At 44.3% G+C, this 22,823-nt stretch carries 16 protein-coding genes; 10 read left to right on the top strand and 6 right to left on the bottom strand.

What is annotated here, in order from left to right:
- The first annotated feature begins 63 nt into the window (after window positions 1–63).
- The 4 genes from def (at window position 64) to ACUVJL_RS26715 (ending at window position 3,573) form a co-directional block, all read left to right on the top strand.
- On the top strand, window positions 64–597 hold the full coding sequence (gene def / locus ACUVJL_RS26730; protein WP_445248602.1) for a peptide deformylase: 534 nt from the start codon (window positions 64–66) through the stop codon (window positions 595–597).
- Between the two features lie 54 nt (window positions 598–651).
- On the top strand, window positions 652–1,221 hold the full coding sequence (locus tag ACUVJL_RS26725) for a TerD family protein (protein WP_445248601.1): 570 nt from the start codon (window positions 652–654) through the stop codon (window positions 1,219–1,221).
- 99 nt (window positions 1,222–1,320) lie between these two features.
- Window positions 1,321–2,760 carry a TerD family protein gene (locus ACUVJL_RS26720; RefSeq protein WP_445248600.1) on the top strand — a complete coding sequence of 480 codons (1,440 nt, stop codon included), beginning with the start codon at window positions 1,321–1,323 and terminating at the stop codon, window positions 2,758–2,760.
- 213 nt (window positions 2,761–2,973) lie between these two features.
- Window positions 2,974–3,573: a TerD family protein gene (locus ACUVJL_RS26715; protein WP_445248599.1), complete on the top strand. Its 600-nt coding sequence runs from the start codon at window positions 2,974–2,976 to the stop codon at window positions 3,571–3,573.
- A 154-nt stretch (window positions 3,574–3,727) separates the two neighbouring features.
- On the opposite strand, the gene lysS is transcribed toward ACUVJL_RS26715, so the two are convergent.
- Both lysS and ACUVJL_RS26705 read right to left on the bottom strand, forming a co-directional pair.
- Window positions 3,728–5,281: a lysine--tRNA ligase gene (gene lysS / locus ACUVJL_RS26710; protein ID WP_445248598.1), complete on the bottom strand. Its 1,554-nt coding sequence runs from the start codon at window positions 5,279–5,281 to the stop codon at window positions 3,728–3,730.
- A 218-nt stretch (window positions 5,282–5,499) separates the two neighbouring features.
- Window positions 5,500–5,742 (bottom strand): hypothetical protein, encoded by a 243-nt coding sequence (locus tag ACUVJL_RS26705; RefSeq protein ID WP_445248597.1) that lies wholly within the window; start codon window positions 5,740–5,742, stop codon window positions 5,500–5,502.
- 33 nt (window positions 5,743–5,775) lie between these two features.
- Between ACUVJL_RS26705 and tkt the strand changes: the two genes are divergently transcribed.
- The 6 genes from tkt to ACUVJL_RS26675 all read left to right on the top strand — a co-directional run bounded on the left by tkt (window position 5,776) and on the right by ACUVJL_RS26675 (window position 15,179).
- Complete coding sequence (gene tkt / locus ACUVJL_RS26700) at window positions 5,776–7,791, top strand: transketolase (RefSeq protein ID WP_445248596.1); 2,016 nt, start codon at window positions 5,776–5,778, stop codon at window positions 7,789–7,791.
- A 499-nt stretch (window positions 7,792–8,290) separates the two neighbouring features.
- Complete coding sequence (locus ACUVJL_RS26695; RefSeq protein ID WP_445248595.1) at window positions 8,291–11,089, top strand: PAS domain S-box protein; 2,799 nt, start codon at window positions 8,291–8,293, stop codon at window positions 11,087–11,089.
- Between the two features lie 47 nt (window positions 11,090–11,136).
- The gene (locus ACUVJL_RS26690) at window positions 11,137–11,583 is read left to right on the top strand and encodes a response regulator (RefSeq protein ID WP_445248594.1); all 447 of its coding nucleotides are present in this window, start codon (window positions 11,137–11,139) and stop codon (window positions 11,581–11,583) included.
- Window positions 11,584–12,028: 445 nt separating this feature from the next.
- Window positions 12,029–12,181, top strand: a complete 153-nt coding sequence (locus ACUVJL_RS26685; protein ID WP_445248593.1) for a hypothetical protein — start codon at window positions 12,029–12,031, stop codon at window positions 12,179–12,181.
- 91 nt (window positions 12,182–12,272) lie between these two features.
- Window positions 12,273–13,772: an ATP-binding protein gene (locus tag ACUVJL_RS26680; RefSeq protein ID WP_445248592.1), complete on the top strand. Its 1,500-nt coding sequence runs from the start codon at window positions 12,273–12,275 to the stop codon at window positions 13,770–13,772.
- A 318-nt stretch (window positions 13,773–14,090) separates the two neighbouring features.
- A complete protein-coding gene (locus tag ACUVJL_RS26675; protein ID WP_445248591.1) occupies window positions 14,091–15,179 on the top strand; it encodes a hybrid sensor histidine kinase/response regulator in 1,089 nt (362 codons plus the stop codon).
- 111 nt (window positions 15,180–15,290) lie between these two features.
- Here the strand turns inward: ACUVJL_RS26675 and ACUVJL_RS26670 are convergent, their stop codons facing one another.
- The 4 genes from ACUVJL_RS26670 to ACUVJL_RS26655 form a co-directional block, all read right to left on the bottom strand.
- Window positions 15,291–17,897, bottom strand: a complete 2,607-nt coding sequence (locus ACUVJL_RS26670) for a PAS domain S-box protein (RefSeq protein ID WP_445248590.1) — start codon at window positions 17,895–17,897, stop codon at window positions 15,291–15,293.
- Window positions 17,894–18,289, bottom strand: coding sequence for a response regulator (locus tag ACUVJL_RS26665; RefSeq protein ID WP_445248589.1), 396 nt, complete (start codon window positions 18,287–18,289; stop codon window positions 17,894–17,896). Before ACUVJL_RS26665 ends, ACUVJL_RS26670 begins: the two co-directional genes overlap by 4 nt.
- Window positions 18,290–18,416: 127 nt before the next feature.
- A complete protein-coding gene (locus ACUVJL_RS26660) occupies window positions 18,417–19,853 on the bottom strand; it encodes a hybrid sensor histidine kinase/response regulator (protein ID WP_445248588.1) in 1,437 nt (478 codons plus the stop codon).
- The gene (locus ACUVJL_RS26655; protein ID WP_445248587.1) at window positions 19,846–22,710 is read right to left on the bottom strand and encodes a response regulator; all 2,865 of its coding nucleotides are present in this window, start codon (window positions 22,708–22,710) and stop codon (window positions 19,846–19,848) included. Before ACUVJL_RS26655 ends, ACUVJL_RS26660 begins: the two co-directional genes overlap by 8 nt.
- Window positions 22,711–22,823 lie beyond the last annotated feature (113 nt).

Below are 22,823 nucleotides of genomic sequence, written 5' to 3'. Positions count from 1 at the left end.
TGACAGTTGGCAGTTGACAGTTGACGGTTGTTACAAATTACTAATTACCAATGACTAATTAATATGGCAGAAATATTGCAAATTTCTCAATTAGGAAATCCCGTGCTGCGCCGCCCGTCGCAAGTTGTCGAGAATATTAAGGACGATCGCATTCAACAGTTGATTGACAGCTTAATCTGTACAGTACAGCAGGCAAACGGAGTGGGGATTGCCGCCCCTCAAGCGGCTCAGTCCGATCGCCTGTTCATCGTCGCATCGCGCCCCAACCTGCGGTATCCCCAAGCACCCAGCATGGAGCCCACAGCGATGATTAATCCCCGGATTGTGGCTACATCAACAGAGACAGTCAAAGACTGGGAAGGCTGTTTGAGCATTCCGGGGATTCGGGGATTGGTGCCGAGAAGTAGGGCGATCGAGATAGAATACACCAGTAGAGACGGCAAACTCCAGCGACAAGAATTGACCGACTTTGTAGCCCGAATTTTTCAACACGAACACGACCATTTAGATGGAATCGTGTTTTTAGACAGAGTGGAAAATACCCACGAACTAATCACAGAGGATGAGTACCAAAAGCAAATTGTCAACTTACTATAACACTTGATATAATTGCTAGTAGTAACGCCAGTGATGTTGTGAATAGGAGGGCGAATGTCTATCAATTTGGAAAAAGGCGGGAGAATCAATCTCTCTAAAGAAGCACCTGGTCTGAAAAATGCCGGGATTGGTTTGGGATGGGATATCAACGCTACAGACACGGGCGCAGCGTTTGACTTAGATGCTTCCGTGTTTATGTTGGGGGCTACTGGCAAAATTCCCGGCGAACAATACTTTGTTTTCTACAACAACAAGGAGTCGCCGGACACTTCTGTAATACATCTGGGAGATAGCAGAACCGGAGAAGGATTTGGCGATGATGAAACCGTTACAGTCGATTTAACCAAAGTCGATCCGGCGGTGCAAGAAATTGTGTTTGTGGTAACTATCCACGAAGCAGAATCGAGAAGGCAAAACTTCGGTCAAGTGCGGAATGCTTTTATCAGGATTTACGACACTACTACTAACACAGAGGTAACTAAGTACGATTTGGACGAGGATTATTCTAGGGAAACTGCGGTAGAGTTTGGCAGACTTTACAAGAAAGACGGCGAGTGGAGGTTCCAAGCTGTAGGACAAGGCTATAATTCAGGCTTGCAAAGCTTTGTAGAGAAGTATGCCTGATCGGAGGGCGATCGATCTCAGCTAAATAAATCGAGGGAAAATTCGGAAGCAGGAATGTTTCCCTCGATTTTAAGCCAGACTCATGAGGTGATAAACCAGATGGGAATTCAATTAAAGAAGGGCGAAAGATTTAATCTTTCTAAAACATCTCCTAATTTAACAAAAGTTGCGATCGCCCTGGGGTGGGAAATAGCAACTGAACTAAGTTTATCTGACTCAAACCAGCAAAGCTGCGATATCGATGCCTCGGTTTTTGCATTAGGTTCTGATGGCAAAATCCCCGATGAAAGATACTTTGTATTTTACAATAACTCGCAGTCGCCGGACGGAGCGATCGCCCATTCGGGAGATAATCAAACAGGTCAAACTCAAGGGGATGACGAGACAATTTATGTAGACTTAGAAAAAGTAACGGCTGCTGTTGAGGAAATGGTTTTTGTGGTCACGATTCACGACGCACACGCTAAACATCAAAATTTCAGCCAAATCAGAAATGCTTTTATCAGATTGTACAATCCCGAAACCGGCAGCGAACTAGCGCGGTATGATTTAACAGAAGCTTTTTCTGAAGAAACAGCAGTCGAATTTGGACGGTTGTATAAAAATGATGCAGCTTGGAGATTTCAGGCCGTAGGACAAGGATATAAAGCAGGGTTGCAGAGTTTTGTTGACAAGTATCATTCAGAGATGCAACAGCAAGAAAAGCCAGCCGAACCTAGATTACCAGTTCTTGAAGATAGCAGCAAAAGTCAGAAAGCTATAGCATTAGACAAAAAGCTTCAGGAGAAAGCGCCGCACATTTTCAATCTCGCAAAGAAAGCCGATATCTCGCTCAAGAAAGCAAATCTAACAAATCACAATGCTCAAGTAGCGCTTTGCCTCGATATTTCTGCTTCCATGTCTTCCCTATACCGTTCAGGAAAAATTCAGCGTTTGGCCGAGAAGATTTTGGCTTTGGGATGTCGGTTTGATGACAACGCAGCCATCGAAATATTTCTGTTTGGAGTCAACCCCCACAATCCCGGTGAAATGTCGATCGACAATTTTTCAAACTTCATCGACCATATACTGCAACAGTATCCTTTAGAAGGAGGTACTTACTACGGTAAAGTGATGAAGGAAATTAGAAACTTCTATTTTCCTGACGCTCGCGGTAGCAGGCGCTACGCACCTATTAAAGCCGATCGACCTGTCTACGTGATGTTTGTAACTGATGGAGAAACTGCGGACGAATCGGAAAGCAAGCAGCAGCTACAATGGTCGTCCCACGAGCCGATATTTTGGCAGTTTATGGCAATCGGCAAGTCGCAAAAAGATGTCAAAAGTAAGGGAGCTCGCGGGTGGTTAGCAAGAGCCGTAGCGAGCGATTTTAGCTTTTTAGAACAGCTTGACGAAATGGGCTCGCGCTACCTAGACAACGCCGATTTCTTCAGTTTAGAAGACCCCGAACATATTGCAGATGAGGAATTATACGATTTGTTGACAGCAGAATATCCGCATTGGGTAAAATCAGCGCGAATCAAAAATCTCTTACCCTAGAAACAGCTTTTGCAGCCCAATAAAATGCTAGCTTAGGGCAATCATTCTACTTCACTAGGATTTACGCAACTGGCACTATTATTAAGGTGCGTCACACACCCAAATTATCGATAATCAGTCTAGAACTTCGCCTGACGCACCCTAAAAGTCGATCGCGCCTGTGACACTTTGCCTTAGTCCCGTTCACTATAAACCTTACAAAATCACAAAACTATGGCTATCAACTTGACAAAAGGACAATCCATTGTTCTCAGCAAAAGCGAATACGACTTGTCCAGACTAACAATGGCTTTGGGCTGGGATGTAGCGAAAGCTAAAAAAAGTATTTTCGGCCGAAGCAGCGGTCCAAATTTTGACTTAGATTCCTACGCTATGCTGCTGGGAGAAAATGGCAAATTAAATAACTACAAAGAGGATGTAATTTATTACTCTAATTTGGAGTCAAAGGACAAAACAGTTGTTCACTCAGGTGACAATCTCACGGGGGCTGGAGACGGAGACGACGAACAAATATTGGTGAAACTGAACTCTTTGTCAGCACAATATCACAAAATAATTTTTGGAGTTAATATTTACAATGGGAAAGAGAGAAAACAGCATTTTGGCATGGTAGAAAATGCTTTTGTGAGAGCTGTAGATGCCGCCGGGAAAGAAATAGCTCGCTATCGCTTGTCAAATGACCCTTCTTATGAAGGAAAATTAAATATGTTGATGGGAGAAGTTTATCGAGAAGGCAGCGAGTGGAAATTTAAGGCTGTGGGAAATCCTTTGGCTGAAGATTTTAACGGTGTTGTCGGTTCGTTTATCCGGTGATCTTAAAAATGATTTTTTAACCGCAGATAAAGGCAGATAAACGCAGATGAACGCAGATGGAATTTCATCTGCGTTTATCTGTGTTAATCCGATGATATCTGCGGTTAAAAAATCCCCATGTACTTATTAGACATCTACAAAAAAGCTACTCCAATCAATCCTTGACCGGCCGCATTGTCGGGAACATTACCGCATCGCGGATGCTTTGAGTATTAGTTAAAAGCATCACCAATCTGTCTACACCGATGCCCATTCCGGCACAATTAGGCATTCCCAAAGATAGCGCTTGAATAAAGTCTTCGTCCATTGGATGCGCTTCGTCATCGCCCGCATTTTTCTGTGCTAGCTGTTCCTCAAACCGCTTTCTTTGCTCTTTCGGATCGTTCAATTCTGAGAATCCGTTTGAGTATTCTGTACCATTGATAAACAGCTCGAAACGTTCTACAAATCCCGGCTTGCTGCGATGTCCTTTTGCTAAGGGACTGACTTCGACAGGATAGTCGATAATGAATGTAGGTTGAATTAGTTTAGGAACAACTAATTTGTCAAAAACCGCATACAGCACGTAGCCTAAACTCTGTTTTTCTAACTTAGACAGGTGCAATTCTAGTTTGGTTGCAGAAGCGATCGCACTTTCTAAGTCCACACTGTCAAAATCGAGATCAAACTCGTCCCTGACAGCTTCTATCATCGTTTTCACTTGCCAGTGTTTGCCGCTGAAACCGGGATACTTTTCGCTGTAGTCGAACTTACGTTCTAAACTAATCCTTTCCCCCTGATTTTCAATTTCCTTGACATCCCCAAATACAGCCGCCGCCGCGAAACAAATCACATCTTCTACAACACCTAAAATGTCGAAAACATCAGCATAAGCTTGGTAAACTTCTAAACAAGTAAACTCGGGATTGTGCGTGCTATCAATGCCCTCATTTCTAAAGGCTTTTCCTAGTTCAAATACTCGCTCAAAACCGCCGCAAATTGCCCTTTTCAAGAACAGTTCGGGAGCCACTCGCAAATACAAATCCACCTCCAAAGCATTGTGGTGAGTGATGAATGGCTTAGCAGCAGCACCGCCATAAATAGCTTGCAGTGTCGGCGTTTCTATTTCGTAAAAATCGGCTTGCCACAGATAGGAACGGATGCTTTGGACGATGCGGCTGCGAAGCATAAAACGGTTGAGCGCATCTTGGTTGCTTGCCAAATCCATTTCGCGGTGACGGCGGCAAACTTCGGGGTCGTTAATTCCGTAATAAGCATCGGGAAATTGAATAGTAGCTTTTGATAAAAGCTTGAATTCCCTCACTAAAATAGAAAGTTCTCCCCTGGGGGTGCGGCAGCCGATACCTTCGACGCCGACAAAATCGCCGACATCGAGCAATTTTTGAATTTGCTTGAAGCTCAAACCGACTTCGCCGGTAACTATTTTTTTCTCGATTTTGAGTTGAATTTTGTCTGTGGCGTCTTTTAAATCGATGAAGCAAATGCTGCCGCTGTCCCGCTTGGAAGTGATGCGACCTGCTAATCGCAGGGAAATTTCTTCGGGGTCGCTTTCTCCGTTTTGGAGTTCTTTTCCCGGCTGACTAAATATTTCGCGAACAAGCTTGGCTGTGTGCGATCGCGCGTAGGATTGACTGGGATACGGTTCTATGCCTTGCGATCGCAGTTCGTCTACTTTTTTACTGCGGGCTTCGGCTTCACTCAGAGTCATTAGTTATTGCCTGATTAAAATTACAAATATCTTACATCTTGCACTATTCTGGCGATTGTGCGATCGGGTGGACTAGAAGAGCCCAACCCCTACTCCCCGCAAGAAAATTCACTCTTTGTGGAACAGGCATCTTGCCTGTTCGCGATCGAGCTGCAAGATGTCAGAAACACCAAACTCTATCATAACAGGGCTGCTTTGAGAGCCAATTTGCCAAATAATTAAGTTACACCCTCTCGTAGCCCGATCGCACACCGCCACACTCGCCGCAGAAATATCTCCGATAAAAATTTGCGATCGACTGCACAAAGCAGCCGAAACATTAAAAAATTAAGTTGTCTCTCGATCGCAACTGGTGAGATGATATGTAGTGCAGCCTCACGGCAGTTCCACAGAAACTGAACAGCAGAGACGATCGTCCTCGATCGAACTCGACTCATCGCACTTCTGTCAGAATCGACCACACACACTCTCTCTTACATATAAAAACCAGAATTATGGCTGTTGCAACCCAATCACTCGAAGAACTCTGCATCAACTCTATCCGCTTTCTGGCCATCGATGCGGTAGAAAAAGCAAAATCAGGACACCCGGGACTGCCGATGGGCGCTGCCCCTATGGCCTTCGTGCTGTGGGATCGGTTCATGCGGTTCAACCCCAAAAACCCCAAGTGGTTTAATCGCGATCGCTTCGTCCTCTCCGCCGGCCACGGCTGTATGCTACAGTACGCCCTCCTGTACTTGACCGGCTACGATAGCGTCACCCTCGACGACATCAAGCAATTTCGCCAGTGGGAATCCAGAACCCCCGGACACCCCGAAAACTTCATGACCTCAGGCGTAGAAGTTACCACCGGCCCCCTGGGACAAGGAATTGCTAATGGCGTCGGTTTGGCAATGGCAGAAGCTCACCTCGCTGCTAAGTTTAACAAGCCCGACCACACAATAGTTGACCACTACACCTATGTCATCATGGGTGACGGCTGCCACATGGAAGGTGTTTCTGGCGAAGCTTGTTCTTTGGCCGGACACCTCGGACTCGGCAAATTAATTGCCTTGTACGATGACAATCACATTTCAATTGAAGGCGACACAAGCTTGGCCTTTACTGAAGATGTCGGCAAGCGTTTTGAAGCTTACAACTGGCACGTTATTACAGTAGACAATACCGCTCTAGACGAAGATACTAACCTAGAAGCAGTTCACAAAGCTATTGAAGAAGCCAAAAAAGTCACGGACAAACCGTCCATGATTAAAGTCCGCACCATCATTGGTTACGGTTCTCCTAACAAGCGCAATTCTTACAGTGCTCACGGTGCTGCTTTGGGTAGCGATGAAGTGAAAGCAACTCGCGATTTCTTGAAGTGGGAACACGCACCGTTTGAAATTCCTGATGATGCTTTGTCACACTTCCGCAAAGCAGTCGATCGCGGTGCTCAAGCTGAGCAAGAATGGCAGACAGCTTTTGATGCTTATAAAGCAGCCTATCCAGCAGAAGCTGCAGAATATGAGCGCGCCGTTGCCGGCAAACTTCCTCAAGGTTGGGATCAAGTTTTGCCGACATACAAGCCGGAAGATAAGGCAGATTCGACTCGGAATCATTCTGGAAAATGTTTGAATGCTTTGGCAGGTGTCCTACCTGAATTGATCGGCGGTTCCGCTGACTTGGCATCTTCTAACATGACTTTGCTCAAGGGTGAAAAAGACTTCCAAAAAGGTCAATACGAAGGACGTAACCTGCGGTTTGGTGTGCGGGAACACGGTATGGGTGCGATCGCCAACGGTATGGTCCTGCACGGCGGTTTAATTCCTTACTGCGCCACCTTCTTGGTATTTGCTGACTATATGCGGGGAGCAATTCGCCTCTCTGCACTCTCGGAAGCTGGAGTTATTTATGTAATGACTCACGACTCCGTAGCCTTGGGCGAAGACGGCCCCACTCACCAACCCGTGGAAACTATCGCTTCTCTGCGAGTAATTCCCGATTTGTTGGTAATGCGCCCAGCAGATGGTAACGAAACATCCGGCGCTTACAAAGTGGCAGTTGAAAGCCGCACTCGCCCAACTTTAATGGCTTTGTCGCGCCAAAATCTGCCCAATTTGGCTGGAAGCTCGATCGAAGGAACGGCCAAAGGCGCTTACATTTTGTCCGACGACGGCGGCACTCCCGACATCATTTTAATCGGCACCGGCGGCGAAACATACCTCTGCGTTGATGCCGCTGAAAAATTGCGCGCCGCAGGCAATAAAGTGCGGGTAGTTTCGATGCCTTGCTGGGAATTGTTCGACTTACAAGATGCCGCTTACCGCGAATCTGTACTGCCAAAAGCTGTTACTAAACGGTTGGCAGTGGAAGCAGCTTGTAGCTTCGGCTGGGGACGTTATTTAGGCTCCGAAGGCGACAGCATCAGCATCGACCGATTCGGCGCTTCTGCACCGGGCCCCGTTGCTTTAGAAAAGTTTGGCTACACCGTTGATAATGTGGTAGCTAAGGCTCAGGCGCTGTTGGGTTAATAGCAGCAGCATAATTTTTGGTGGGGCGGGCTTCTGGCTCGCCCCATTTTTTATAGAAGAAGGAAGAATTGCGGCAACGGATTCGCTTTCTGAAGATGTAACCGATGTAACCGATGGATGAAAGAAGACTTTAGTTATCGAGGAGAGAAGGCTTTAGTTATCTAGAAGATAAAGAAGAAGGAAGGAAAAGCTAAAATCTCAAATCTCAAATCGCAATATTGGGTTTCACTTCGTTCTACCCAACCTAGAGCTCGCTACAGCTCGGCCATCATTGAGAATTGCTATATTAATAGTTACGGAAGAAAAGCCAGTTTCTAGGACAATAGTCGGTTTGGCAACGAGGCATCTACCCAGAAACCGAGTTTTTAGCCCCCCGGTGCGTCCAAGACTGTATATTTCAAAAATTCGAGAGAGGTTATAAGTAATTCGGTTAAATTACCAATTACCAATTACTAATTACCACTTCTCGATTACCCATTCCTGATTACCCATTCCATTTATGATGATTTGGAACTTTTTAAATCACCTGTTATTCACCGGAAATTATATTCCTCACGGCTACTGTTACCTTTGGCAGCGAGAGCTACTCGCGCTCCACATAGTGTCAGACTCTATCATTGCCATGGCGTACTATTCAATACCGATCTCGCTAATTTATTTTATGCGTCAGCGAAAAGACTTGCCCTTTCGCAACATCTTTTGGCTGTTTGCAGCCTTTATTATCTCCTGCGGCACTACTCATATAATGGAAGTTTGGACGCTTTGGCATCCTGTTTATTGGGTTTCTGGCAGTCTGAAAATTATTACCGCCGCGATTTCTGCCTACACCGCTTTTGCATTAATTCCTTTAGTTCCCCAAGCATTAACTCTCCTGAGTCCCACTCAATTAGGGATGATCGATTCAATACTGCAAAAAGAAATCCTTGAACGCCGAGAAACGGAAGCTCGCTATCAAACTTTAACTGAAGTTTCGCCGGTGGGAATATTTTATGCAGATGCTGTTGGAGACTGCTTGTATGTCAACGAGCGCTGGTGTCAAATTTCGGGAATTACCTGCAATGAAGCTTTGGGCAAAGGGTGGTTGCAAGGCATTCATCCAGACGACCGCGATCGGGTTTTTACTGAATGGTATAGCCCCGCGCAGGAGAAATTGCCGTTTAAATCTGAGTACCGCTTTCAAGGCATTAATCAAACTCAAATGTGTTGGGTATTCGGTCAAGCTGTCGGTCAAATCGGAGAAAATGGCGAGGTTAAAAGTTATGTGTGTACTATTACTGATATTACAGAACGCAAGCAGGTAGAAGAGGAAAATCGACTGCTCAATGAAACTCTGGAGCATCGAGTTGCTGAGCGCACTGGTCAAATTGAAATTTCTAACTACAAATTGCAAAAAGAAATAGCCTACCGCGAAAAAATTGCGATCGCTTTGTTGGAATTGACGCAACTGCAAAATGCAATTCTTAATAGCGCTAAATACACAATTATTTCTACAGAACCCGACGGTACAATTAAAACATTTAATCGGGCTGCAGAGCAACTTTTAGGTTATTCGCGAGAAGAAGTGGTGGGGAAAGCCACGCTACCAATAATTCACGATCCTCTGGAGGTCGCTAAAAGAGCTGAAGTTCTTTCTCAAGAATTGGGAGTGAAAATAGAGCCGGGAATTGAAGCCTTTGTTGCCTTGCCACGCCGGAAAATCGCTGACGAAAATGAATGGACTTACATTCGCAAAGATGGTTCACGGTTTCCGGTACTGCTGTCGGTGACTGCCTTATTTGACAGCAACGGAAATATTAACGGTTTTTTGGGTATCGGCCAGGATATTAGCGATCGCAAACAAGCTGAAAAAGAGCTGCGCGACCTCACCAATGCCTTGCAAAATGCGGTGGAAGGCATTTCGCGGCTGGACATTGATGGACGCTACGTGAAGGTTAACCGAGCTTACGCTCATAAATGCGGTTACGAACCGCAAGAAATGCTTGGCATGAAATGGCAGTACACCGTACATCCGAGCGATGTTGAGATGATGATCTCAGCTTATCAGGAAATGCTAATTTCTGGCCAAGTAGAAGTTGAAGCTAGAGGCGTGCGGAAAAATGGGTCGTTTTTTTACAAGCAATTAACGATGGTAAAAGCTTGCGACGCACAAGGGATATTTAACGGTCACCACTGTTTTATGAAAGATATCACCGAGCGCAAACTAACTGAAACAGCTTTGCTGGAAAGCGAATTTAAGTACAGGCAAATAGTTGAATTAGCAGAAGAAGGTATTTGGGTAATTGACAGCAATGCCCTCACGACTTACGTGAACCACGCAATGGCGCGAATGCTCGGCTATAGTGAATTAGAAATGTTCGGTCGGTCGATTTTTGATTTTATGGACGAACAGCAAAAACCACAAGCTATTGATAATTTCCAGCGGCGCAAGCAAGGTATTGGTGAACAACACGAATTTAAATTCAAAACCAAGGACGGCAAAGATATTTGGACTGATATGTCTACCAGTCCAGTCCTGGACTCTCAGGGTAATCTGCTGTCTTGTTGCGCCTTGGTTTACAACATTACAGCCCGCAAAGAAGCAGAGCAGCAAATGCTGCAACTTACAGAGGATTTGAAGCGTTCCAACGAGGAATTAGAACAATTTGCTTATGTGGCTTCCCACGATTTGCAAGAACCGCTCCGAGCCATTACCAGTTACACTCAATTGCTGGCCCAGCGCTATCAAGGAAATTTGGACGATCGCGCAGATAAGTATATTAATTATATTGTCGATGGCGCCACTAGAATGCAGCAGTTAATTAACGATTTGTTGGCCTATTCGCGCCTGGGAACCAGGGGTCAGGAGTTTGAGCCGGCGGACTGCAAGGCTGCTGTGCAGCAAAGTTTGTGTAATTTGCAAATTGCGATCGCCGAAAAGAAAGCTGTCATCACCTGCGACCCGATGCCAACCGTGATGGCGGATGAATTTCAACTGGTGCAATTATTCCAAAATTTGATCGCCAACAGCATCAAATTTTGCCGCCAAGATATCCCCTTGATTCATATCGCTGCCTGCAGGCAAGAGAGCGAATGGGTGTTGAGCGTCCGCGATAACGGCATTGGCATAGATCCGGAGTATGCCGATCGCATTTTCATCATTTTTCAACGCCTGCACTCGCGCCGCCAATATTCCGGCACAGGCATAGGTTTGGCAATGTGCAAGCGAATTGTTGAACGCCACGGCGGGCGCATCTGGGTGGAATCTCAGGAGGGAAAAGGAGCGACTTTTTACTTCACTATTCCTATAATTAATACCTGAAGCCTCAAAATTCAATTTTTTTTATAATCAATAAGGATACGCCGGTTATGAGCGATCGAAGCACTGTTAGACCCATAGAGATTCTGCTGATTGAGGATTCTCCCAGCGATGCCGATTTGGCAAGAGAAGCTCTGGGTCAGGGTAAAATATTGAATAACTTGCATTTTGTGGACGATGGAGTCGAAGCAATGAAGTTTTTGCGCCGAAAAGAACCCTATCTCAGGGTACCCCGTCCCGACTTAATTTTGCTGGATTTGAATTTGCCCAAAAAAACTGGCGTAGAAGTGCTCACAGAAATTAAGACCGACCAAAGTTTAAAACTAATTCCAGTAGTGATTCTCAGCACTTCAGCCGCCCAAGAGGACATTATCCTGTCCTACTCGCTGCACGCCAACTGTTACATTACCAAGCCAGTAGATTTCGTACAATTTACTAAAGTAATCAGGTTAATTGAGGAATTCTGGCTGGCAGTCGTCCAACTTCCTGTAAATTAAACGAACAGATACTTTGCTGATGAACGATATAATTTTTTTTAAACGTCTTGACATTCTGCTGGTGGAAAATTCGCCCAGCGATGCTGATACCATTTAAAAAAAAAATCCAACTGTAGCCCCGCAAACTCAACGCCGATAGTCATCTCTCATTTCCCTATCTAAAATCCTTCGACGGCTCGATCTCGCGCCCCCGTCTCAAATCTCAAATCTCAAATGCTATGACTTGGCTTGAGAAAGTCTGGCGTCAAGCAAATTTTTTAACAAGTTGCACAATACGAGAAGATTGGGTGTCAGCAATGAATTTTTTGAAGCAAGAAGGTTTGTATGTGGACGTACCCCCTCCCAATTAAATTCTGCTGGACTTGAATTGGCCTAAAAAAGTAGTTTAAAAGTTTTGGGAAAAATTAAGTCAGCACCCAAGTTAAAAATGATTCCGGTGGTAATTATGACAACCTCAGCAGCCGATGAAGAGATTCTCAAGTATTATGCCCTGTTAGCCCGGTGCTACATTGCTAACCCTGTCGATTTTAGTCAAGTAGCTAAGCTGGTGAGATGGATTGAGGATTGGTGGCGGGTGGTGGTGACAGTTCCCAAATAATAATTTTCAAGTTGAAAATGGCAAGGGAAAGCAAAAAAGTTTAACCTGAGATGGGTAGAGTAAAAATTTTACAGTCAAAAACGTCTAAGCTATGTGGATTAAGATTCTGTTAGTAGAAGACAATCCGGCTGATGCTGATTTGCTTGCAGAACTGTTAGAAGTATCTGTGGGCGTCCAGTGGGAACTGGTGTGTGTTGAGTTCCTGCATGAGGCGATCGCACAATTGTGTAAACAACCCTTTGATGTAGTTTTGCTCGACCTTTCTTTGCCGGACAGCCGCGGTTTGGAAACCCTAACTCGCCTGCGAGAAGTTGCCCCGGATACGGCAATGGTGGTAATGACAGGCTTGGATGATGAGGCGATCGCACTTGAATCAGTTCGCTTGGGAGCTCAAGATTACATTGTTAAAGGTCAAATTACTACTCAATTATTAGTGCGGACGATCCGCTACGCGATCGAACGATCTCAAACATTTCAAATGCTGCGGGAAAGCGAGCGGCGTTTTCGGGCGATTTTTGACTCTTCGTTTCAGCTAACAAAGCTGCTGACTCCCGAAGGAATCGTGCTGGAAGTGAACGAGACAGCCCTCGAGTTTACAGGAATGCGATTGGAGGATATTGTCGGCCGGCCGATTTGGGAAATGGCGATTTGGGCTCAGTCGCTACAGGTTTGCGAACAATTGCAATACGCGATCGGCTTATCAAGTCGCGGTGAGTTTTTCCGCAGCGAAATCGACTTGTTAGCCAAAAGCGGCCAACTTGTGACAGTTGATTTCTCACTGAAACCTGTTAAAAATGAGACTGGACAAGTTTTGTTGCTGATTGCTGAAGCCCGTGACATTAGCGATCGCAAACTCGCGACAGCCGAAATTCTCAAAGCACTCGCACGAGAAAAGGAACTTTCAGAACTGCGAGCTAAATTTGTCACAATGGTTTCCCATGAGTTCCGCACCCCCTTGACAACGATCCAATTTTCGGCTGGATTGCTGCAAGATTACAGTTCTCAGTGGTCAGAAGATAAAAAATCTACTCATTTTGTCCGGATTCAATTAGCCATTAAACGGATGACAGAGTTATTAGAAGATATCCTTGTAATTGGCAAAATAGAAGCAAATACCTTGCAGTTTCAACCGGTTTCCTTAAACCTCGAAAAATTTTGCCGTCAACTGGTAGAAGAGCAGCAGCTCAACGACAGCAACCAACACCCGATCACCTTTCAACATGAAGGCGGCAACTGCGACGCTCAAATGGATGAAAAACTGCTGCAGCAAATGTTGGGAAACGTCCTCTCCAATGCCCTCAAATATTCTCCCGTCGCCAGTACAGTTTCCTTGCACCTCAACTGTCAAAACAAAGAAGCTGTTTTCCAAGTTCAAGACCAGGGTATCGGGATTCCTCAAGCCGATCGAGAGCGGATATTAGAAACTTTTTACCGAGCTACAAATGTCGGGACTATTTCGGGAACAGGTCTCGGTTTAGCAATTGTGAAAAGGGCTGTGGAGCTTCACGGCGGCAAACTCGCGATCGACAGTCAAGAAGGAAAAGGCACAACTTTCACTATTACCTTGCCTTTGATTTGCGCTAGCATATAACAACTGAATTATAGAAGAAGGCAGAAGGAAGAAGGAAGTTCGGCAACGGATTCGCTTTCTGAGGATGTAACGGATATAAGGGAGGTCAGGAATAAGGAAGAAGAAGGCTTTAGTTATCGTCGCGAGAGAAGGAAGAAGTAATCGACCGCATGGGGAAAAAGTCATTAATAACCTCCTAAGCGTCTTAGCGGTTGCTATATAAACTAAAAACATCCGCAGCTTAAGGCTCAATCAAGTTCATACATAAATAAACAAAATTGTCAATTCTGTGAAGGCAGTTTTCTGCCAAAAAACTACTAATTAAAAGGAGCAATAACCGTGGTAAAGATTTTGGTAATTGAAGACGAAGAATCGATTAGAGAAAATATTTTAGACTTGCTGGAAGCCGAGAATTTTGAAGGAATTGGAGCGATTAACGGCCAAGTCGGCATCAAACTAGCGAACGAACAAATCCCGGATTTAATTTTGTGCGACATGATGATGCCGGAAGTGGACGGTCACGGCGTCCTCAAAGCTTTGCGATCCGAACCCCTAACTGCCACAATTCCGTTTATTTTCCTCACAGCCAAAGCCGATAAAAGTGACATTCGCACGGGCATGGAACTGGGAGCAGACGATTACATTACTAAGCCTTGTACCCCGCAAGAACTGCTAAAAGCAATTGCTATTCGACTTGAGAAACAGAAAACAATTAGCAGGCAATCTCAAAAAACGCTAGACGAATTGCGCACCAACATTAGTATGTCGCTTCCCCACGAATTGCGGACTCCTTTGAATGCCATTATGGGTTTTTCCGAGCTAATCCTGTCAGAATATCATGTCTTAAAGGAATCAGATATTTTAGAGATGATCGGTCAAATTCAAACTTCCGGTCATCGCTTGTACAGGCTGATTCAGAACTTTTTGCTGTATGCAGAACTCGAGATAGCAGCCACAAATCCCGAACTGCTAAAGGAAATGCGCAATAGCGAATTTAGCTGCGTAAAATCTTTGCTGACTCAAAAAGCGCGGCAGCAAGCGAAACACGCGAATAGAACAGACGATTTACAATTAAACTTGCACGATTCGTCGGTAGCTATGGATTCTGTGAGACTCGCAAAAATTGTTGAGGAACTATTGGACAATGCCTTCAAATTTTCTTTAGAAGGAACGCCGGTTGTCTTAAGCACTTTGGTGGAAAATCAGACTTTTATTCTGTCTGTAAAAGACCAAGGTCGCGGCATGACTGCCGATCAGATTGCACAGCTAGAAGCTTATAGGCAGTTCGATCGCAAACTTTACCAACAAGCAGGTTTGGGATTGGGTCTGGCCATCGTTCAACGCCTTGCAGAATTGCACGGAGGAAAATTTAAAATAGAAAGTTTGCCGCACCAAGAAACAATAGTTTGCGTTTCCCTGCCTATCTAAACAATGATTAGACCTGTTTCAAAAAAGAATGCAACTGTAGGCAAACTCCCAACCCTTATGGAATAAGTCATTCCCTATTCTCAAATCTCAAATCTCAAATCTCAAATGGTATTATGCAGGAGGGATCACCCGTTGCAGACACCGCTGCATATAAATTTGAGCTACGTTATCCCTAGGGTTGATTTGCAAGCACCCCGAAAAGAATCTTGTAGCTTCGACACACCTGTCACTATTGTAGAGTACCAAAGCTTGCTCAAAGAGTGTCTTTGTCTCTAACTTTTTCTGTCGTAACTCTGGCGGATCCGCAGCAAATACTTCATAAACTGTTACCATTTGCGATTTGCCTTTAACAGTTACGCGATCGATCAACCTCAAATCATAAATATCGTTCAACTCTATAAAAGTATTCTGAGTAATTAACATCGAAACTCCATACTCTTTCGTCAAAGTCTCCACGCGGGAGGCTAAGTTTACCGCATCGCTAATCACCGTGCTGTCCATCCGACTTTGGCCGCCAACCGTGCCTAACATCAAAGAACCCGTATTGATTCCAATGCCAATTTGTAGCGGCGGGCAATCGGGTCGGTTGCGACTAATATTATACTCGTTAAGCTCTTCTAGCATAGCAATTCCAGCTTTCACAGCATCGTCCGCACTACCATCAAACAGCGCCATAATCGCATCGCCAATGTATTTATCAATAAAACCAAAATTTTGAGTAATTGCCGGTTCCATCCGCGACAAATAAGCATTAATAAATTTAAAATTTTCTGCAGGAGTCATCGTTTCAGAAAGAGAAGTGAAATCGCGAATATCTGAAAACAGCACCGACATTTCTTTCTGTACCTGATCGCCTAATTTTACTTCCAGAATACTTTCATATCCCAGAAAGTGGAGAAATTCGTGCGGCACAAACCGCCCGTAAGCATCTGTTAATTTTTCTTCCGCTGCTAAAGCTTTTTGCAACTCGTTTGTGAATTGGCGGCGCTCGGTTTCTACCTTTTGACGCTCTGTTATGTCTTGAAAAGCCGCGATCGCGTAAACTATGTTTTTCCGTTCGTCGTAGATTGGAGTCGCCCAAACCTCGATCGGCACAATCCGATCCGACCCATGAATTTCTAGATCGTCCATACGCACAAATTCTCCCCGCAACGCCCGCATAATCGGTTGGAGATCGATCGGATACAATTGATTAGTTCCAGCGTCGTAAAAATGATAAGCTTCTGGAAATTTGTCAGTACCCACATCAGAAATTAAACCTTGGGCTAGTATTCTTTGGCCCCAAGAATTCATGTAAAAAGGTTTACCCTTACCATCCACAACAAATATTCCCACCGGCATCGCTTCCAGGAATTGAGTCAATCGGCTTTCGCTTTCTGACAGCGCTTCATTTAACTTTTCTTGAGCTACCAAAGCTTTTTCCAAATCATTCGTAAACCTGAGCCGTTCCACATCTACCAGTCTTCGCAAAGTAATATCCTCAGCAAAACCCTGATAGTAAAGCACTTCACCCCTAGCATCAAAAACAGTGCGCGCATCCTCAGAAATCCAGATAATACTGCCATCTCGGCGGTAAACTTCCGACTCAAACTCAGACAGAGTACCGTACTGTTCCATCAGCGCGAAAAACTCTTGACGGCGGTTCGGTTTCACGTATAATTGCCGCTCAATATCATTAACGCTTGCGATCAATTCTTCAGGGGAATCATAGCCGTAGATTTGAGCAAGAGCAGGATTAGCACTAATCAACTTTCCATCAGTTGCCGTCTGAAAAATACCTTCAAGAGCATTTTCAAATATTCGGCGATACTTCTCTTCAGCTTGGACAAGCGCTGCTTCAGCTTGCTTTCGTTCAGTAATATCAGTAAAAGCAATAATTCCGTAGGAAATATCCCCGAGAGAATCATAAATAGGAGTTGCCCAACTCTCCACCGGAATAATCTTGTCGCCAGTCCGAATTTCTACACCCTCAGTCCGGACACTTTCGCCCCTCAGCGCCTGCATAATTGGCAAGTCTTCCACGGGGCATCTCTGATTAGTTCCGGCTTTATAGAATTGATAAATTGCTGCTTTCTGCTCCGAATTAATATGTGGCACAGTGCCTTTGCCAAATACCTCCCGCGCCTTCTGATTTGCGTAAAAAGATTGACCGTTCGCATCAAGCACGCACACGCCTAACGGCATAGCTTCGAGGTATTGCGTCAACCGACTTTCGTTTTCGTGGAGTTTGGCAATCAGCATCGCTTGCTTGCGATTTAATTTTGCCAACTCCTGATTCATCTCCTGAAGTTCTCTTTGTTTTTCCGCTAATTTTTGATCTTGAAAATATCTGTATATTGCCTCAGTAGCAGTTAATTTTAAGTCATCACATTGCCAAGGTTTAGGTATGTATCGGTACAATTTAGCATAGTTAATAGCATTAACTACCGCCTCCAAGTCAGCCTGCCCGGTCAGCATAATCTTGAGAGTGTTCGGCGAGATAGCATGAACGCTCCTTAATAGCTCGTCTCCTTTCATATTAGGCATGATATGATCCGAAATAACCAAAGGAACTTCATACTGCTCTGCTAAAAGTTCTGACAGCAAATCTAAAGCTTCTTCGCCGCTTTGGGCTGTTTCAATTAAATATTTATCTTCAAAGGCTTTTAGCAAGTCAATTTCCAGACTATCGAGTATAGTCTGCTCATCATCGACACAAATAATGACTGGTTTTTTCATAAATTTGCTAGACCAGACTTAATCGCTTCAATTAATTCTTGATTATGCCAAGGTTTTTGTATAAAAGCATGAAGATTTGCTTCAAATTTTGTTCGTTCGATTGCTTCTTTGTCTGCTTGTCCCGTCAGCATCACTGTCACAATGTGCGGATATTTATGATAAATTTTAATCAGCAACTCATCTCCTTTCATTCCGGGCATCAACCAATCAGAGACAATCACTAGAATCTTAACCTCAGCTTCACATAGCTCTTCAATAATCTCTAGGGCTTCGACAGCACTTTCAGCAAATTCGCAAAGATATTTACCGTTAAATGCCTGTTGCAGTTCAATTTCCAGACTTTCCAACACCCCTACTTCATCGTCAACACACAAAATGGCTGATTTAGACATCCCTAGTTTCCTCGTTTAGTTTGGGAGGGTGAACCCGGATGGGTAAGCACACCGTTTTCCCAATTCTACATTCCGCGCGGGTAGACTGCAAATTTTTAGCCCCAGAGTGAAGTCTGGGGCGCTTTACCTACTCTGTTAAATTAATCGGCAAAGACACTGTAAATGCAGTTTGACCGGGAACCGACTCCACATCAATTTTACCCTGATGTTTTTCAATTATTTTTTTGACAATATCCAATCCCAACCCGCTGCCTTCTCCCGCAGGTTTGGTAGTAAAAAAAGGCTCAAAAATTTTCGGCAAAATCTCCGGTGGAATCCCCTTACCGCTGTCAGTAATTTTTACCAGAACGCTGGTATCTTGCTGTACCGCGTCAATTGTTAAAGTTCCTTGATTGTTCATCGCTTGTAAGGAATTGTGAATTAAATTTGTCCAAACTTGATTTAGTTCGTCGGGATAACACAGTACCGCAGGCAATTGAGCTTGATAGTTTCTGACGACTTCCACACCCTGCTTTATCTGGTTCTGATAAAGAGTTAATACAGTTTCAATTCCATCAGTAATATTCACCTGTATTTTTTCCCCATTTACATCGTAACGCGCATAATTTTTTAGGGCAAATACGACTTTTGCAGCGCGTTCAGTAGCGGTAGCGATGGTTCGGGCGCTTCTGTGAATGCTAGCAAAGTCGTAGGCTGTTTTTATAATATTTTCGCTGTCAGGGTCTTTGAGCAACGGCAAGAATTCTTGCAGATTTTCCGGCAATCCGATATTGACTAAAATGCTAGCAAGGCTGTCAGCATTGCCAATCCCTTCCGACTCTAGTTGCTGCTTCATGCCTTTTTTCAATCCCCGTTTTTCTCGCGTAGATAAAGAGTAAGTTTGTTGGCTGGAACTCTGCATCAAACCCACGAAATCATGCTGGCGTTCGGTTGACAATTCTTTAAAAAAAACTGGCAAACTTTCGAGATTGTTATCCAAAAAGCTGGTAATATTTCCAATTGACGATCTAATCGCCCCCAGCGGCGTATTAATTTCGTGAGCAATGCCCGCAATCAGTTGCCCTAAGGCGGCCATTTTTTCCGATTGCACTAATTGATTCTGAGTTGCTTGCAGTTGGTCTAAAGTGACTGTCAGTTCATCGTTTTTCTGTTGGAGCTTTTTTTGCAACTGGCACAGGGCTAAATGGGTTTCTACCCTAACTAGAACCTCTTCCATCTGAAAGGGTTTGGTAATATAATCTACCCCGCCCACAGCAAAGGCTTTGACCTTATCTAGTACGTCATTAATCGCGCTAATAAAAATTACCGGAATGTTGCGAGTGCGTTCATCAGCTTTGATTTTTTCGCAAACTTCGTACCCATTCATTTCGGGCATCATAATATCCAGCAAAATCAAATCTGGAGGCATACCTTTTGCCGCCGAAAGCGCTAACTCCCCGCTAGGTACGGGGCGGACTTTATAGCCCTGGCTATTCAAAATTCCGGCTAGCAGCCTCAAATTAGCTGGGGTGTCGTCAACTACTAAAATATTACCGCGATCGGTGGTAGGAAGGTTGTTATTCATGTGATATTGCTTGAGAGATTAACTTTAAAACTTTGTCGTACTCGAAATTTTCTATACAATTGGCGATCGCATCGGCCGTTACTGCATCCTTTAATCGAATTTGCTGGATCAAGCTATCAATTAAATCCATATCTGCATTCCGTATTGCCAGCTTTAAATCAGCTACCAGCGACTCAGGCAATTTCACGAAATCAGCAGCAGTCATTGTGCGATCGCCCTCTTTGATTTCCAATAAATTAGCTTGACCCCGATCTTCATAAATATAGCGCACTCCGATATGTTTGTGCATAGCATCGAAAATATCGGCTTCCCGGAAAGGTTTCCGCATAAAAGCATCGCAGCCCGCCGACAAGATAACTGCCCGTTCTTCCTCCAAAACGCTAGCAGTCAGCGCAATAATCGCAGTAGCTTGACCTTTAATAGTGCTTTTAATATATTGCGTCGCTTCGTAGCCGTCCATGACGGGCATCCTCATGTCCATCCAAATTAAATGCGGTTCCCAACTGTCCCAAATCTCAATAGCTTCTTGACCGTTAGTAGCTTCTTTCAGTTCAAAACCCAGAGGATTGAGAAGTTTAATTAGCAGTTGGCGATTTAGCGGTTTGTCGTCTACTATCAAAATTCGATAGGTGTGTTGGTTGGGTTCCAGGGCAATAACATTGCGGGTCGGTTTTGGGTTCTCAATATCAGCCGCATTGACCGCAATCACTTGAATGTCAAACTTAAAATTAGTCCCCTTGCCAACAGTAGAACCAACGCTCATTTCGCCACCCATTAATTCCACAAATTTGCGGCTAATTGGCAATCCCAAGCCTGTACCTTCTTGCGAATCTTTTCCGGTTTGGGTTTGCACGAAAGCTTCAAAAAGATCGTCTAATTCCTTGGTAGCAATACCCGGGCCAGTATCTTCGACTTCAAAATGGAGGAAGAAGGAAGAGGCAGGTTCGGTTTCGTCATTTGGGGTGGCTAAAATCGCGTTTTTAGATTGACTTAATTGGGATATTTCCCGATTATTACAGGCGGGAACTTCTGTATTTATTAATTGTTCGGAGAGATAAACTCTTTCTCCTTCTGCCTGCTGATTCCTGCCTAATGACTGCTTGCTAACTCTGACCGATACACCGCCCTCATCGGTAAATTTAAGACCGTTATTGAGCAAATTAATTAAGATTTGCCGCAACTTTAACTCGTCACTTTCAACGTATTGTGGCACGTCGGGACTGCGGTAAAAAACTAACTGCAAGTGCTTGTCATCTGCTTTGAGTTGAAACATATCTTGCAAGTCGTTGAGCAGGCGATAGAGGTCGAATTTTTTGGGATTGAGGGTGGTGCGCCCCGATTCAATTTTAGATAAATCGAGCACGTTATTAATCAGGGTGAGCAGGTGTTCTCCGCTGCTGTTAATTATGCTAATATTTTCTTGATGTTCTGGCGATAGAGTTTGGCTGCGAGTCATCAGTTGGGAAAAGCCGAGAATTGCGTTGAGAGGCGATCGCAATTCGTGACTCATGTTAGCAAGAAAGGCGCTTTTAGCTTGATTCGCTACTTCCGCTTTGTCTTTAGCTACAGCCAATTCTGCCGTCCGCTCTTGGACTCGGTGTTCTAAAGTTTCAAAAGATTGTTGCAGTTGTTGAGCCATGCTGTTAAATGACTTGGCTAATTCCCCCAATTCGTCGGAGCGTTCGCTTTCTACTGTTTTGTCCCATTCACCTTTAGCAATATTTTTGGCTGCTGTATTTAAGCGCAATATAGGATCTGTCACCCAGCGAGAAGTCAGAATGCCGATCGCCACAGCTACTCCTAAAGCTGCCAAACAAAGCAAAAGTGCTGTGCGAGTATTAGCCTCAATTTCTTTGGTGAAATCTGCTTCGGGAACAACTACGACAATCAGCCAGTCTAAACCTTGGCCGTCTTGGAATGGTAGAACTTTTACAAATTGTCGCTTGCCGTCTATTTCAAAATTCAAGAGATAGGAAGTTTTAATTTCCTTTAATTCCCCAAAACGAGCTGCTACATATCTAGCTGTAGCTTGAGTCGAGGGGTCAACACTCTCGGATGCTTTGAATAGTTCTTTTTTATTATCTTTGGTACGGAATGGTTGTTCGGCAGTTGAAGTTGCCAGTAACGTACCATTCTTTTCGACAATAAATGCTTGCCCGGATTGACCAATTTTGAGACTGTTTAAAAATCTCCCAATATGGTCGAGACGCAAGGCAGAAATTAATACTCCTTTTAGCTGATTATTCTCGTATACGGGTTGGAGTGCGCTGAGTATTAATGTCGGTTCTAGAAACGAAATATAAACGGAACTCCAAGTTGGTTGGCGGACATTAGCCGCATTTTGGTACGAAGGATGTTGGCGGATGTCAAAGTTTTTGACAACTGTTGCTACGCGAGTACGATCGCCTGTATCATTAGTATTGTAAGAATAAAAATCAAAACCAGTAGATTTGCCTGACACATTAATCCTTAGAGAGCCATTTGACAGTTTTTCTCCGGTTCGATAGTCTCCATCCTTGTTGCCAACGGAGGTAAAATTGATATAGGGATATAATTGTACTTGCCGCCAAAGATATTTTTCCCAAGCTGATAAGTTTTCCATCTTTAACAACCCGAGCTTGACAGCATCCAGCTTGATTTGATTGATTTGATGGGGAGTTGTCACGTAAGCTTGCAGGTTTTGCTGGACACGCAAACTCACCTCGCTCATTAACTGACTGGCAAGGTTATTAACTGCTTTTTGTCCGTTTCTAAAAGACAGATATCCTACGAGTCCCACGGCTCCTACGATTTGCAGTATAAATGGAACTATGAGAACAGTTCGCAGCGGTAATTGGTCTAAAATTTTAGAAACCATAAGATTGAGAGGTTTTGTGAACTTAGTCGAGAACCGTCCTTGCACAACCTGTCTTAACAGCAGTACCATTTACTGCCGACTAACCAGAGAGAATTGCTGCAGGCTATATTACC

Source organism: Microcoleus sp. OTE_8_concoct_300 (assembly GCF_031383065.1).
Classification (GTDB): Bacteria; Cyanobacteriota; Cyanobacteriia; order Cyanobacteriales; family Microcoleaceae; genus Microcoleus.
This window is presented reverse-complemented; position numbering and strand designations above follow the sequence as displayed.